The sequence below is a fragment of the Pseudomonas sp. MHK4 genome, assembly GCF_054600775.1.
In genome coordinates, this window is sequence record NZ_BAAIAK010000003.1 from 500,518 (window position 1) to 513,711 (window position 13,194).

A 13,194-nucleotide genomic window follows, 5' to 3' on the forward strand; every position below is an offset into this window, starting at 1 on the left:
CGGGGAAATAACGAAAGGAGTGGGGCGTGCTTGCGACGGCGTTGGTATTGGTGGCAGCGCTGCTGCATGCGGCGTGGAATACCCTGATCAAGTTCAGTGCGGAGCGTTTGCTGGTGGTGGCCTGCATGGACAGCGTGGCGCTGCTTTTTGTCGCGCTGATGCTGCCATTTGTGGAGCTGCCTCCGGTGGAAATCTGGCCGTGGATTCTTGCCTCGGCCGCGTTCGAGTTGCTCTACCGCTATTTGCTGATCCAGGCCTATCGGGTCGGTGACCTCGGCCTGGTCTATCCGTTGATGCGCGGTTTATCGCCGCTGGTGGTGTTGGCGCTGACGCTGATTTTTGCCGGGGAAGTGCTGACCCATCAGCAGATTTTCGGGATCCTGCTGATCCCGCTTGGCATGCTTTGCCTGCTCTGGCAGGGGGGAGGCGGTGCGCGCTTGCCGTGGTCGATGCTGCCGGTGGTAGCGCTGATCGGCTTGTGCATCGGTTGCTACACCTTCATCGACGGCCAAGCGCTGCGGCGCTGGTCGCATCCGCTGGATTACCTGGTCTGGGTCACATTGCTCAGTGCCTGGCCGTTTCCGTTGCTGGCCTGGGTACGCAAACGGCCAGCTTTCAAGTTGTTTTGGCGCGAGCAGTGGCGCCTGGGCCTGGCGGTCGGATTCTGCGTGTTGTTCAGCTACGCTCTGGTGCTGTGGGCCATGCAGCTGGGCTCGATTGCCGAAGCAGCTGCCTTGCGCGAGATCAGCGTGATTCTGGTGGTGCTGTTCGGCATGCGATACCTGAAGGAACCTTTCGGTGGGCCACGGCTCCTGGCCTGCGGGCTGGTGCTTGTCGGCATGCTGGTGATGAAATTCTGACTGTTCTGAAACGTGAAGAAGGGACTGCTTTATGACGGTTGCTCTGTGGTGCATTTTGATCGCGATTTTTCTGCCTTATGTCTGTACAGGCATCGCCAAGGCCAGTGGCGGGTATCGTCTGAGTGACAACCATGATCCCCGTGACTTTCTCGAGTCGCTCAATGGCTTGGCCAGGCGCGCGCATGCGGCGCAACTGAACAGTTTTGAAGTGACCCCGGCGTTCGCGGCGGCAGTGATCGTCGCGCACCTGGTGGGCAATGCGGAGCTGGTGACGCTCAATGTGCTGTCGGTGTTGTTTATCACCAGTCGGCTGCTGTACATCATTTGCTATCTGGCGGACTGGGCGATTTTGCGGTCGTTGGTGTGGTTTGTGGGGATGGGGTTGATCGTCAGCTTTTTTGTGGTGTCGGCTTAAAGGCAAGATCAAAAGATCGCAGCCTGCGGCAGCTCCTGCAGGGATCATGTAGGAGCTGCGATCTTTTGACTTTTAAAGCTTGTCGGCGACTTGCGGCACTTGTGGCAGCGCCGCGCCTTTGGGCCACAGCATCCAGATCTGCCCTTGCTGCTTCATGTCGCCCGCCAGTTGCCCGGCCGCCTCGCCAGTGCCCCAGAACAGGTCTGCACGAACCTCGCCGGCAATCGCGCCGCCGGTGTCCTGGGCCGCCACCGGGCGTACCAGGGCGGTGCCGTCGGGCTTGGTGGTGGACAACCACAACAGGCTGCCCAGCGGAATCACCTTGCGATCCACCGCCGCGCTGTAACCCGCCGTCAACGGTACGTTCAGCGAGCCGCGCGGCCCTTCGTTGCTGTCCGGGTTCCTGGTGAAAAACACATAGCTCGGGTTGCTGCCGAGCAGTTCAGGAATGCGTGAAGGATTGGCCTTGGCCCAGCTGCTGATGGCGCCCATGGTCACGTCTTCTTTCTTCAGCTCGCCTTGCTCCACCAACCAACGTCCTATCGGACGGTAGGGGTGGCCGTTCTGGTCGGCGTAGGCGATGCGAAGTTGCCGGCCGCTGTCGAGCTGGATTCGGCCCGAACCCTGGATCTGCAGGAATTGCAGGTTCATCGGATCGGTCAACCAGGCCACTACCGGCGCCTTGACCCCTTTGCTCTCGATGGTTGCCGCATCGTCGTAAGGCTTGAGCACGCGGCCTTCAAGTCGACCGCGCAGGCGCTTGCCTTTGAGTTCCGGGTAGATGCTATCCAGCGAGACGATGATCATGTCTTCGGGTACGCCGTACACCGGGATGTTCGCCGTTGTGGTTTGGGTCAGGCTGCCGGGGTAGACCGGTTCGTAGTAGCCAGTGATCAATCCGTTGGGGTTGTCGTTGGCGGCACGCAGGCCATAGACGTCCAGGTTCTGCTTGAGGAAGCCGCGAATGTCATTGGCGCTCTGCGGCACGTTGGCCGCCGCTGCGCAGGTACCGCCCCAGACCGGGTCGGCCTTGAGTCGGGTGCAGGCGCTGCGCCAGGAGCCGAAACCGGCGACGAGATCGGTGTCGGAGACGGCCGGCAACGCTTCCCAGGTGGCGCTGGAATAGGTGGCCAGGGCGTGGGTCTTCGGTTGTTTGTCTTCACCGCCGGTGCAGCCCGCGAGCACGGCTACGACTGGAAGCGTCCAGGCCAGGGGGTGACACCAGGCCTTGAAACGGCTGTTCATGAAGTAATTCCTTTGCCGGTTGCCTGAGTGTCGAGTGCGCTCATGCAACCCGTATTGATAATAGGGGGATTGGTGTTTGCCGGTGACGCGAGGATACTGGCCGACGTTTTCCGAGACCTGAAGCCACCATGACTCTTAAAAGAATTTCTGTTGTATTGCTGGCCTGCCTGGCGCTTGGCGCCTGTGGCGGCGTCGACCCCAACTCGCCCCTCGGTCAGCGCAAGGCCATTTTCAAGCAGATGCTCAAGACCGGTGAAGACCTGGGCGGCATGTTGCGTGGCCGTATTGCGTTCGATGGCCCGAAATTCGCTGAGGGCGCGGTGAAACTCGATGCGCTGTCCCATGAGCCGTGGAAACATTTTCCGCAGGTGCGTGAAGAAGACCACACCAGCGCCAAGAGCGATGTCTGGGAGAAGCAGGCACGCTTTGAGCAGATGGCTCGCAGCCTGGAAGCCGCCACCGGCGAACTGGTGATCGCCAGCCAGGTTCAACCCTACAAGGCCAGTAACCTGGGGCCGGCGGTACAGAAGGTCGAAGATGCCTGCAGTGCGTGCCATAAGGAATTTCGCGATCATTGATGGCTAAGGGGCGTCCGCACGCGGACGATCCTTTGATCTTGAAAAGCGCGTTTATTTATCCAGCTCATCCACGGCTTCCTGCAATTCCTTGCGGGACTCGGCGAGCTTGTCCTTGCGCTTGTTGATCTTCTCGGGGTCGCCTTGTTTCATGGCTTTGTCGAGGTCGGCCTGGCGCTTGCTGACTTCGTGCTTGGCGTCGAGCACCTTGTTTTCCCGTTCTTTCTTCAGCGAGGCATCGGTGCAATTTGCGCTCACTTCGCTCAGGGCCTTCTCCAGGCCGGCCTGCTGGTCGGCATTGCCGTGGGCTTTGGCCAATTCGATCTGATTGATGATGCCTTGTTTCTTGGCCGCGCAGCCGGTCAGGCCCGGGGCGTCTTCGACAGCCATCAAGGGAGTGGCCATTACGCTGCAAAGGGTCAACAGGACCAGCGGTGGAAGAAATTTCATAAAAGCTCCAGGTGAAAAGGCATTCGTGTCGATGCAGCGATGGCATGTTTGAGCCCATCGGGACTATTGGGTTCCCGGGCACACGGGCATCACCGGGGCCAGGACTAAAATCCGTCCGTGCCGGCCCGGCGCAGTGTTTCGCTCAGGGCCAGGACCTGCGGATCCCGGAAAAAAGCGCTCAACTGCGCCGCGCGTCCTGGTCCGATGTCGGGTTGGGCCTGCCATTGCTCGATGTCTCGTAGCGCCAACTCCTGCCATGAATCACCGAGCTGCGCCCGGCCGGTCGGTGGCATGCCCAAGGCTTTGAGCCAGCGGGCGAATGGGCGTTGCCGGGCATTGTCGAAACTATTGGCCAGCCGTGCAGCGCTGCGCTCGCCGAAACCGTCAATGTTAGCAAGCTCTTGAGCATCGAGGGTCATCCAATCCAACAGGCTGTTCAGGCGACCTGTTTCAAGAAGTTTTTCCCAGGTGCCGCGGCCGACATGGGGCAGGGCCAATCCATGCTTGCCGCTGAGCCAGGTCAGGCGCGCGAGGAACTGGCCTTCGCATCCCGGGGTCGGCTGCCAACAGCTCAATGGATGGAAGTCGGCCGCCAGCGGCACATTCATTTGCGAGCGTTCGGTGCTGCGCAGCACCACGCCATCGAGCCTGGGAATGGTCAGCCCGGCGAGGCTGATGGCAACCTGGTCGCCCGGTCGAATGTCCAGGGTTTGCCAGCGTTGCAGGGAACTCACGCTGACGCGCTTGATCTGCTGGTCATCGAGGGTCACCGGGATCAGCTCCAGCACGGGGGTGATCCGTCCTGTGCGGCCAATCTGGAAATGAACCTTTCGCACTTCGGCCAGTGTCTGGGCGAAGGGGTATTTCCAGGCCACGACCCAGTACGGCGCTTTTGCCTGCCAGCGCTCGGCAGGCGGGCGTTGCTCCTGGCGCAGGACAATCCCGTCGCTGGCAAACGGCAGGGGCGAGCGATACCAGTGATCCCGCCAACGTTCGACCTCGGTCAATGTACTGATGGCCTGGGTGTACTGCGCGGTACCGGCGAAACCCAGTTTTTCCAGCTCCGCGATACGGGCCGGCAAGCTCGTTGGGCCGTGGGGCCACTCCCAGGCAAACAGGCCGATCCCCTCGGCCTGCTCGACGCTCAACGTCTTGCGCGCCATCAAGCCGGCTACCGTGCCGCGGGCGTTGAGGCTGCCGGCGGTGACTTGCACGTGGTCTGCCAGGCGCCAGTAGAGCTCGCCTTGCACCACCAGGTCCCGTGGCTCCGACAGGCGTTGCGCAATGGCGCCGACCTGGCGCGCCGAGGCGGTCCAGTCCTGGCCCTGCACGCCGTCGCCGCGACTGATCGCCTGGACCAGCAGGCCTTTGCGGTACACCAGGGTCACCGCCACGCCGTCGACCTTGGGTTGGGCCCAGACATCCGTGCGATCACGCAGCCATTTGTCGACGGCGCGACCGTCCCGTAGTTTTTCCAGGCCGGTGTGTGGCACCGGGTGGGCCAGTGGGCCGGTTGCAGTGCGCAACGGATCGGTGGTCGCTCCGACGCTGAAGCACTGGCGCCACTCGGTCAGTCGCGCCATGGACTGATCGTAGAGCTCGTCGGCGATCAGCGAACGGCCTTCGCGGTGATAGGCGTCATCCCAGCGGTCGATCTGTTTTTGCAGCGCGGTGATTTCTTGCTCGGCACGCGCAGGCGGCCAGGCGGGGCATTCGCCAGCAGCAGTGCCCAGGCACAGGAGGGTGAGGAGTAAACCGGTCAGCAGGCGGGGCAGCATCGTGAGCGTCCTTGCTCGATGGAGGTGCCTGAAGGTTAGTCAGCGCCGGGCGGGTGGGTTGCCGGCTGTTTTTCGGCGTGTTTCCAGGCATGAAAAAAAACCCGCACGGCGAACCGTGCGGGGTTTCGGGTACCACCGGGAAGGCTTACAGGCCGGCTGCGGTGCGCAGGTGCTCGGCGCGGTCGGTTTTTTCCCAGGTGAAGGTGGTGAAGGTGTCTTCGCCAACCGTCTTGGTTGCCGGGGTGCGACCGAAGTGGCCGTACGCCGCGGTTTCCTGGTACATCGGGTGCAGCAGGTCAAGCATGGTGGTGATTGCGTAGGGACGCAGGTCGAACACTTCGCGCACCAGCTTGACGATCTTGTCGTCGCTGATCTTGCCGGTGCCGAAGGTGTTCAGCGAGATCGAGGTCGGCTGGGCGACACCGATGGCGTAGGAAACCTGGATTTCGCAACGCTCGGCCAGGCCGGCAGCCACGATGTTCTTGGCCACGTAACGCCCGGCATAGGCGGCCGAACGGTCAACCTTGGATGGATCCTTGCCGGAGAACGCGCCACCACCGTGACGGGCCATGCCGCCGTAGCTGTCGACGATGATCTTGCGGCCGGTCAGGCCGCAGTCGCCCACCGGGCCACCGATGATGAACTGGCCGGTCGGGTTGATGTGGAACTGGGTGTCCTTGCTCAGCAGTTCGGCAGGCAGGACGTGCTTGACGATCAGCTCCATCACGCCTTCGCGCAGGTCTTTGTACGACACGTCCGGGTTGTGCTGGGTCGACAGCACTACGGCGTCGATACCGACGACCTTGCCACCTTCGTAACGGCAGGTAACCTGGGACTTGGCGTCCGGACGCAGCCACGGCAGCAGGCCCGACTTGCGGGCTTCGGCTTGCCTTTGTACAAGCTGGTGCGAGAACGTGATCGGGGCAGGCATCAGCACGTCGGTTTCGTTGCTGGCGTAGCCGAACATCAAGCCCTGGTCGCCGGCACCCTGATCTTCAGGCTTGGCACGGTCGACTCCCTGGTTGATGTCAGGGGACTGCTTGCCGATGATGTTCATCACGCCGCAGGTCGCGCCGTCGAAGCCGACGTCGGAGCTGGTGTAGCCGATGTCGGTGATGACGTCACGAACGATCTGCTCCAGGTCAACCCAGGCCGAGGTGGTGACTTCGCCGGCGATGATCGCCACGCCGGTTTTCACCAGAGTCTCGCACGCCACGCGGGCGAACTTGTCTTCAGCGATGATGGCGTCCAGCACCGCATCAGAAATCTGGTCGGCGATTTTGTCCGGATGCCCTTCAGACACGGACTCGGAGGTGAAAAGGGAGTATTCGCTCATCTCGATGTTTTCCTGAAATTACCGATGGTGAGTGTCGCCAGCCGACCGCTGAAAATGGCGGACCTGGATCTGGAAACCATTACGTAAGCCTACATAGAGGCTTTCTCCGGGGACGAGTCCCGCAGCGGTGGCCCAACGGGCCAGATCGTCCTGTTCAAACCCCAGCCAGAGATCACCGCAGGCCTCCTTGGCCCAACTCTGGTTGTGGCTGCATAACTCTGTCACCAGCAGGCTGCCGCCTGGCTGGAGCAACTTGGCCATGTGCTTGAGCGCATCGGCCGGCGCGGCAAAATGATGCAGCACCATATTGAGTACAACGCAGTCGGCCTTGAGGCTGACGCCGTTCAGGGCATCGGCCAGTTGCAGGCTAACGTTAGTCAGCGAATCGCGTTCGCACACCTGGCGCGCCAGTTCGAGCATGGCCTGGCTATTGTCCAGCGCCGTTACCTGAGTGAAGCGACGTGCCAGTTCCGGCAGGAAGGCGCCATCGCCGGGGCCGACTTCGATCGCCGTGGCGGCGCTGCCAAAGCTCAGCTTGTCGAGCAGGGCCACCACGCTTTCGCGGTACTGCGCCAGGCCGGCGATCAAGTCCTGCTGGGCGCGAAATTTCTCGGCGACCCGTGAGAAAAAGTCCTGGCTGGCGGCCTCGCGTTGCTTGTGGACCTGAGTGATGCGCATCTGCACGTCGGCAGGCAAGGTCAGGTTGTCCACTTCCTCAAGCAGGGCCGCGTGCAGCTTGCCCCCCGGCAACTCGGTGTGGGGCAGGGCGCGACGGTAGAAAATCGCATTGCCTTCACGGCGGGTGGCGACCAGATCAGCCTGGGCCAGCACCTTGAGGTGATGACTCATGCCCGATTGGCCGATGCCGAAGATCTGCGCCAGTTCCAGTACGCCGAACGAGTCGTTGGTCAGCGCGCGCAAGACATTCAGGCGCAGAGGATCGCCGCCGGCCTTGCACAAGGCCGCCAGCTCATCACAATCGTCCTGGCGAATGGAAGGCGCGCGTAAATTCATAGGCCGGCAGTCTAGTCACGCACCGGAAGCACCGCAAGATCAATATCAAAAAGTTTTGATATTGATCGATAGATGGCACTTCTCGCGAACGGGGCAACTCTACAATCGAACAGCGGAAAGGTTTCACCCGGCTAATCCGTCGTCAAGCATGGGAAAAACGCCTTCAGATGACTTTCTGTCATTGCCCCGAGGCGTCCGTGTGAGGGAAAATGCTCGCCTTTTTTCCGTTTCATTTTTATCACTCTCGATTCAGAACCCGCAGGAGAACAGCGATGCCTAGCCGTCGTGAGCGTGCCAACGCCATTCGTGCCCTCAGCATGGATGCCGTGCAAAAAGCCAACAGCGGCCATCCCGGTGCCCCTATGGGTATGGCGGATATCGCCGAGGTACTTTGGCGCGACTACCTCAAGCACAACCCGAGCAATCCATCGTTCGCCGACCGTGACCGCTTCGTGCTGTCCAATGGTCACGGCTCGATGCTGATCTACTCGCTGCTGCACCTGACCGGCTACGACCTGTCGATCGATGACCTGAAACAGTTCCGCCAGCTGCACAGCCGCACCCCGGGTCACCCGGAATTCGGCTACACCCCGGGCGTCGAGACCACCACCGGCCCACTGGGCCAGGGCCTGGCCAATGCCGTGGGCTTCGCCCTGGCGGAAAAAGTCATGGCGGCGCAGTTCAACCGTCCTGGCCACAACATCGTCGACCACCACACCTACGTGTTCCTGGGTGATGGCTGCATGATGGAAGGCATCTCCCACGAAGTCAGCTCCCTGGCCGGTACCCTGGGCCTGGGCAAACTGATCGCCTTCTACGACGACAACGGCATCTCCATCGACGGCGAAGTCGAAGGCTGGTTCACCGATGACACGCCAAAGCGCTTCGAATCCTACAACTGGCAAGTGATCCGCAACGTCGACGGTCATGACCCGGAAGAGATCAAGACCGCGATCGAGACCGCGCGCAAGAGCCCGCAGCCGACCCTGATCTGCTGCAAGACCACCATCGGCTTCGGTTCGCCGAACAAGCAAGGCAAGGAAGACTGCCACGGCGCCCCGCTGGGTGACGCGGAAATCGCCCTGACCCGCGCTGCGCTGAAGTGGAACCACGGCCCGTTCGAAATCCCGGCCGACATCTATGCCGAGTGGGATGCCAAGGAAGCGGGCCGCGCGGTCGAAGCCGAGTGGGACCAGCGTTTCGCTGCCTACTCCGCCGCGTTCCCGACCGAAGCCAATGAACTGATCCGTCGTCTGAGCGGTGAATTGCCAGCTGACTTCAGCGAAAAAGCCGCGGCCTACATCGCCGAAGTAGCGGCCAAGGGCGAAACCATCGCCAGCCGTAAAGCCAGCCAGAACGCCCTGAACGCGTTCGGCCCGCTGCTGCCTGAGTTCCTCGGCGGTTCGGCTGACCTGGCCGGTTCCAACCTGACCCTGTGGAAAGGTTGCAAAGGCGTCACCGCCGAAGACGCCAGCGGCAACTACATGTACTACGGCGTGCGCGAGTTCGGCATGACCGCGATCATGAACGGCGTGGCCCTGCACGGCGGCCTGGTGCCTTACGGCGCGACCTTCCTGATGTTCATGGAATATGCGCGCAACGCGGTACGCATGTCGGCCCTGATGAAACAACGCGTGATCCACGTCTACACCCACGACTCCATCGGTCTGGGCGAAGACGGCCCGACTCACCAGCCAGTCGAGCAACTGGCCAGCCTGCGCTGCACGCCGAACCTCGACACCTGGCGCCCAGCCGATGCCGTTGAATCGGCAGTGTGCTGGAAGTACGCGCTGGAGCGTAAAGACGGTCCTTCGGCCCTGATCTTCTCGCGTCAGAACCTTGCGCACCAAACCCGTGATGCCGGCCAGATTGCCGATATCAGCCGCGGTGGCTATGTGCTGAAGGACTGCGCAGGCGAGCCTGAGCTGATCCTGATCGCCACCGGTTCCGAAGTGGGCCTGGCCGTTCAGGCTTTCGACAAACTGACTGAACAGGGCCGCAAGGTGCGTGTGGTTTCCATGCCGTGCACCAGCGTGTTCGATGCCCAGGACGCCGGCTACAAGCAATCGGTCCTGCCGTTGCAGGTCAGCGCTCGTATCGCCATCGAGGCGTCCATCGCCGACTACTGGTACAAGTACGTTGGCCTGGAAGGCCGCGTGATCGGCATGACCACCTACGGCGAGTCGGCGCCTGCGCCTGCCTTGTTCGAAGAGTTTGGCTTCACCCTGGAAAACATCCTGGGTCAGGCTGAAGAGCTGCTGGAAGACTAAGCAAAACGCGGCGGTTTCAAGACCGCCGCCGTCCCCCCTGTAGGAGCGAGCTTGCTCGCGATGGTCGTTAACGATAACGCTGGGTGTCTGAATGCCCGCGTTGTCTGGGCCACCATCGCGAGCAAGCTCACTCCTACAAGGGGCGAGTTGCACATAAGAATTTCGTCTGACTGCGTCTATCGAGAACCCCAATGCCTCAACCGCGTCCCTACAAAGTTGCACTCAACGGCTACGGCCGGATTGGTCGTTGCGTCTTGCGTGCGTTGTTCGAGCGAGGCGAAAAGGCCGGGTTTGAAATTGTCGCGATCAACGACCTGGCCGACATGGCCAGTATTGAATACCTGACACGCTTCGACTCCACCCACGGGCGCTTTCCCGGAGAAGTGAAGGTCGACGGCGATTGTCTGCATATTAATGGTGACTGCGTGAAGGTCCTGCGCAGTGCCACTCCCGAAGGCATCGATTGGGCTTCGCTGGGCGTCGACCTGGTGCTGGAATGCTCCGGTGCCTATCACACTCGAGAAGACGGCCAGCGGTTCCTCGACGCCGGCGCTCCGCGCGTGCTGTTTTCCCAGCCGATGGCCAGCGAGGCGGATGTCGATGCAACCATCGTCTACGGCGTTAATCAGGATTGCATGACGGGCGATGAGTTGCTGGTGTCCAACGCCTCCTGCACCACCAACTGCGGCGTACCGCTGTTGCGATTGCTGGACCAGGCCATCGGCCTTGAGTACGTGTCGATCACCACGATCCACTCGGCAATGAACGACCAGCCGGTGATCGACGCCTACCATCACGAGGACCTGCGCCGCACCCGTTCGGCGTTTCAGTCGGTGATTCCGGTGTCCACTGGTCTGGCGCGCGGCATCGAACGCCTGCTTCCGGAACTTGCCGGGCGAATTCAGGCCAAAGCCGTACGTGTGCCGACGGTTAACGTGTCATGCCTCGACATCACGATGCAGACCGTTAGCGACACCGACGCCACCGAGGTCAACCGGATCCTGCGCGAGGCGGCCACCAGCGGCCCGCTCAAAGGCCTGCTGGCCTACACCGAGTTGCCCCACGCAAGTTGTGATTTCAACCATGACCCACATTCGGCGATTGTCGATGCCAGTCAGACTCGAGTTTCCGGCCCCCGGCTGGTGAACATCCTGGCCTGGTTCGACAACGAATGGGGTTTTGCCAACCGAATGCTGGACGTTGCGGAACACTATCTGCACACAGCCTCAAAAAAACCTGCTCTCTAAGAACAGCTACTCAGGAAATGCGACCCATGACCGTGTTGAAGATGTCCGACCTCGATCTGCAAGGTAAGCGCGTACTGATTCGCGAAGACCTCAACGTCCCTGTCAAGGACGGTGCTGTCACCAGCGATGCGCGAATCCTGGCTTCGCTGCCGACCATCAAGCTGGCCCTGGAAAAAGGCGCGGCGGTGATGGTCTGCTCGCACCTTGGCCGTCCGACCGAAGGCGAATTCTCGGCCGAGAACAGCCTCAAGCCAGTGGCTGACTACCTGAGCAAGGCCCTGGGCCGCGAAGTGCCGCTGGTGGCTGACTACCTGGGCGGTGTCGACGTGAAAGCCGGCGACATCGTGCTGTTTGAAAACGTGCGCTTCAACAAGGGCGAAAAGAAGAACGCCGATGAGCTGGCCCAGCAATACGCGGCCCTGTGTGACGTGTTCGTGATGGACGCCTTTGGCACCGCGCACCGTGCCGAGGGGTCGACCCACGGCGTGGCCAAGTTCGCCAAGGTCGCTGCTGCTGGCCCACTGTTGGCTGCTGAACTGGACGCACTGGGCAAAGCGCTCGGCGCCCCGGCCCAGCCAATGGCGGCCATCGTGGCCGGTTCCAAGGTATCGACCAAGCTTGACGTGCTCAACAGCCTGAGCCAGATCTGCGACCAGTTGATCGTCGGCGGCGGTATCGCCAACACTTTCCTGGCGGCTGCCGGTCACCCGGTCGGCAAATCGCTGTACGAGCCGGACCTGCTGGACACCGCTCGCGCCATCGCCGCCAAAGTCAGCGTGCCGCTGCCGGTGGACGTGGTGGTTGCCAAGGAATTCGCTGAAAGCGCGACGGCCACTGTGAAGCTGATCGCCGATGTTGCAGCCGACGACATGATCCTGGACATTGGCCCGCAGACGGCGGCCAACTTTGCCGAGCTGCTGAAATCGTCCAAGACCATCCTGTGGAACGGTCCGGTCGGCGTGTTTGAATTCGACCAGTTCGGTAACGGCACCAAAGTGCTGGCCCAGGCGATCGCAGACAGCGCGGCATTCTCCATTGCTGGCGGCGGCGACACCCTGGCAGCCATCGATAAATATGGCGTAGCCGAGCAAATCTCCTACATTTCTACCGGCGGCGGTGCTTTCCTGGAATTCGTCGAAGGCAAGGTGTTGCCAGCCGTTGAAGTCCTGGAAAGCCGGGCCAAGGCCTGAGGGTCGCCCGTTTGACCAGGAAAGGGAGTGTTCAAATGGTCAAGACCTTAGCGCTGTTGATCGTCGCGGGATCGCTGGCGGCTTGCGGGAGTAACCCCAAAGCCACGCCGGACCCTGCGCCGACCGCGCCGCAGAACGGTTGCTACCAGGCCGACTGGCAGGCGGAAACCAACCCGGTGCTCAACAAGCGTTCCGGGCCTGAAGGCCTGGACAAATACGAGACACAGACCCCCGCCAAGGAACATGGATGTCCTTGACGGGTCTGACTCTTTACTCAGGGCTGGCGGTGACTGCCGTCAGTCGAGGGACACGGATGAAAGGCTTTATTGCCATTACGGCGCTGGCATTGCTGGGTGGGTGCGCCAGCTGGAACCCGTTCCAGTCGACCACCGCGGCGGATGACTGGACCACCTGGACCTGTGACAGCCAGGCCAAAGTGGTTTGGCGCTACACCGACGACAGCCACAATGAAGTCGACGTACGCCTGGGTGGAGCCGATCAGGTCCATCGCCTGAAGCAGGAGCCGGGCGCGTCGGGTTCGCTGTACAGCGACAACATGCTGGCGTTTCACATAAAAGGTGAGGAAGGCCTGGTCTACTGGGTCGCCACCAATGATTTGATTGGCCGAGCCTGTCACCTGTAGGAGCGAGCTTGCTCGCGATGGTCGTTAACGATAATACGGGACATCTGGATTCCCGCGTTGTCTGGGCCACCATCGCGAGCGAGCTCGCTCCTACAGGGGCCGATGTTCTGGCATTGATGTAACACCGTATTCGCAGCCCGGACCAACCCCCGATCTGCAATAACTTGAATA

13 protein-coding genes are annotated in these 13,194 nt (G+C 61.5%); 8 read left to right on the forward strand and 5 right to left on the reverse strand.

Translation table 11 applies throughout. The features are described from left to right. The first annotated feature begins 26 nt into the window (after positions 1-26). Positions 27-860 carry an EamA family transporter gene (locus tag ACYP2Q_RS10985; protein WP_459730456.1) on the forward strand — a complete coding sequence of 278 codons (834 nt, stop codon included), beginning with the start codon at positions 27-29 and terminating at the stop codon, positions 858-860. 31 nt (positions 861-891) lie between these two features. Further along, positions 892-1,275, forward strand: a complete 384-nt coding sequence (locus ACYP2Q_RS10990) for an MAPEG family protein (RefSeq protein ID WP_459730457.1) — start codon at positions 892-894, stop codon at positions 1,273-1,275. Positions 1,276-1,347: 72 nt separating this feature from the next. Here ACYP2Q_RS10990 and mltA read toward each other — a convergent pair whose 3' ends face one another. Beyond that, complete coding sequence (gene mltA / locus ACYP2Q_RS10995; protein ID WP_459730458.1) at positions 1,348-2,520, reverse strand: murein transglycosylase A; 1,173 nt, start codon at positions 2,518-2,520, stop codon at positions 1,348-1,350. 128 nt (positions 2,521-2,648) lie between these two features. Between mltA and ACYP2Q_RS11000 the strand changes: the two genes are divergently transcribed. After that, the gene (locus ACYP2Q_RS11000) at positions 2,649-3,098 is read left to right on the forward strand and encodes a c-type cytochrome (protein WP_459730459.1); all 450 of its coding nucleotides are present in this window, start codon (positions 2,649-2,651) and stop codon (positions 3,096-3,098) included. A 51-nt stretch (positions 3,099-3,149) separates the two neighbouring features. On the opposite strand, the gene ACYP2Q_RS11005 is transcribed toward ACYP2Q_RS11000, so the two are convergent. The 4 genes from ACYP2Q_RS11005 to ACYP2Q_RS11020 form a co-directional block, all read right to left on the reverse strand. Then, positions 3,150-3,545 carry a DUF1090 domain-containing protein gene (locus ACYP2Q_RS11005; RefSeq protein WP_459730460.1) on the reverse strand — a complete coding sequence of 132 codons (396 nt, stop codon included), beginning with the start codon at positions 3,543-3,545 and terminating at the stop codon, positions 3,150-3,152. A gap of 104 nt (positions 3,546-3,649) precedes the next feature. Continuing rightward, positions 3,650-5,323: an NAD-dependent DNA ligase LigB gene (gene ligB, locus ACYP2Q_RS11010; protein ID WP_459730461.1), complete on the reverse strand. Its 1,674-nt coding sequence runs from the start codon at positions 5,321-5,323 to the stop codon at positions 3,650-3,652. Positions 5,324-5,468: 145 nt separating this feature from the next. Continuing rightward, on the reverse strand, positions 5,469-6,659 hold the full coding sequence (metK, locus tag ACYP2Q_RS11015; protein ID WP_274075608.1) for a methionine adenosyltransferase: 1,191 nt from the start codon (positions 6,657-6,659) through the stop codon (positions 5,469-5,471). An 18-nt stretch (positions 6,660-6,677) separates the two neighbouring features. Beyond that, on the reverse strand, positions 6,678-7,673 hold the full coding sequence (locus tag ACYP2Q_RS11020) for an ArsR/SmtB family transcription factor (RefSeq protein WP_459730462.1): 996 nt from the start codon (positions 7,671-7,673) through the stop codon (positions 6,678-6,680). A gap of 272 nt (positions 7,674-7,945) precedes the next feature. Here ACYP2Q_RS11020 and tkt point away from each other — a divergent pair, with 272 nt between their 5' ends. The 5 genes from tkt to ACYP2Q_RS11045 all read left to right on the forward strand — a co-directional run bounded on the left by tkt (position 7,946) and on the right by ACYP2Q_RS11045 (position 13,023). Then, complete coding sequence (gene tkt / locus ACYP2Q_RS11025; protein ID WP_459730463.1) at positions 7,946-9,943, forward strand: transketolase; 1,998 nt, start codon at positions 7,946-7,948, stop codon at positions 9,941-9,943. A gap of 191 nt (positions 9,944-10,134) precedes the next feature. Then, on the forward strand, positions 10,135-11,190 hold the full coding sequence (gene epd, locus ACYP2Q_RS11030) for an erythrose-4-phosphate dehydrogenase (protein ID WP_459730464.1): 1,056 nt from the start codon (positions 10,135-10,137) through the stop codon (positions 11,188-11,190). Positions 11,191-11,216: 26 nt separating this feature from the next. Continuing rightward, entirely contained in the window at positions 11,217-12,380 is a 1,164-nt protein-coding gene (locus ACYP2Q_RS11035; protein ID WP_459730465.1) for a phosphoglycerate kinase, read from the forward strand. Positions 12,381-12,415: 35 nt separating this feature from the next. Next, a complete protein-coding gene (locus ACYP2Q_RS11040) occupies positions 12,416-12,637 on the forward strand; it encodes a hypothetical protein (RefSeq protein WP_459730466.1) in 222 nt (73 codons plus the stop codon). 56 nt (positions 12,638-12,693) lie between these two features. Continuing rightward, positions 12,694-13,023, forward strand: coding sequence for an MliC family protein (locus tag ACYP2Q_RS11045; RefSeq protein ID WP_459730629.1), 330 nt, complete (start codon positions 12,694-12,696; stop codon positions 13,021-13,023). The last annotated feature ends 171 nt before the right edge of the window (positions 13,024-13,194 follow it).

Excerpts from the sequence above, each read along its gene's own strand:
- epd (WP_459730464.1), top strand. The coding sequence starts at position 10,135 with ATGCCTCAACCGCGTCCCTACAAAGTTGCACTCAACGGCTACGGCCGG.
- ACYP2Q_RS11045 (WP_459730629.1), top strand. The coding sequence starts at position 12,694 with ATGAAAGGCTTTATTGCCATTACGGCGCTGGCATTGCTGGGTGGGTGC.
- tkt (WP_459730463.1), top strand. The coding sequence starts at position 7,946 with ATGCCTAGCCGTCGTGAGCGTGCCAACGCCATTCGTGCCCTCAGCATG.
- metK (WP_274075608.1), bottom strand. The coding sequence starts at position 6,659 with ATGAGCGAATACTCCCTTTTCACCTCCGAGTCCGTGTCTGAAGGGCAT.
- ligB (WP_459730461.1), bottom strand. The coding sequence starts at position 5,323 with ATGCTGCCCCGCCTGCTGACCGGTTTACTCCTCACCCTCCTGTGCCTG.
- ACYP2Q_RS11020 (WP_459730462.1), bottom strand. The coding sequence starts at position 7,673 with ATGAATTTACGCGCGCCTTCCATTCGCCAGGACGATTGTGATGAGCTG.
- ACYP2Q_RS11005 (WP_459730460.1), bottom strand. The coding sequence starts at position 3,545 with ATGAAATTTCTTCCACCGCTGGTCCTGTTGACCCTTTGCAGCGTAATG.
- mltA (WP_459730458.1), bottom strand. The coding sequence starts at position 2,520 with ATGAACAGCCGTTTCAAGGCCTGGTGTCACCCCCTGGCCTGGACGCTT.
- ACYP2Q_RS10990 (WP_459730457.1), top strand. The coding sequence starts at position 892 with ATGACGGTTGCTCTGTGGTGCATTTTGATCGCGATTTTTCTGCCTTAT.
- ACYP2Q_RS11000 (WP_459730459.1), top strand. The coding sequence starts at position 2,649 with ATGACTCTTAAAAGAATTTCTGTTGTATTGCTGGCCTGCCTGGCGCTT.
- ACYP2Q_RS11035 (WP_459730465.1), top strand. The coding sequence starts at position 11,217 with ATGACCGTGTTGAAGATGTCCGACCTCGATCTGCAAGGTAAGCGCGTA.
- ACYP2Q_RS11040 (WP_459730466.1), top strand. The coding sequence starts at position 12,416 with ATGGTCAAGACCTTAGCGCTGTTGATCGTCGCGGGATCGCTGGCGGCT.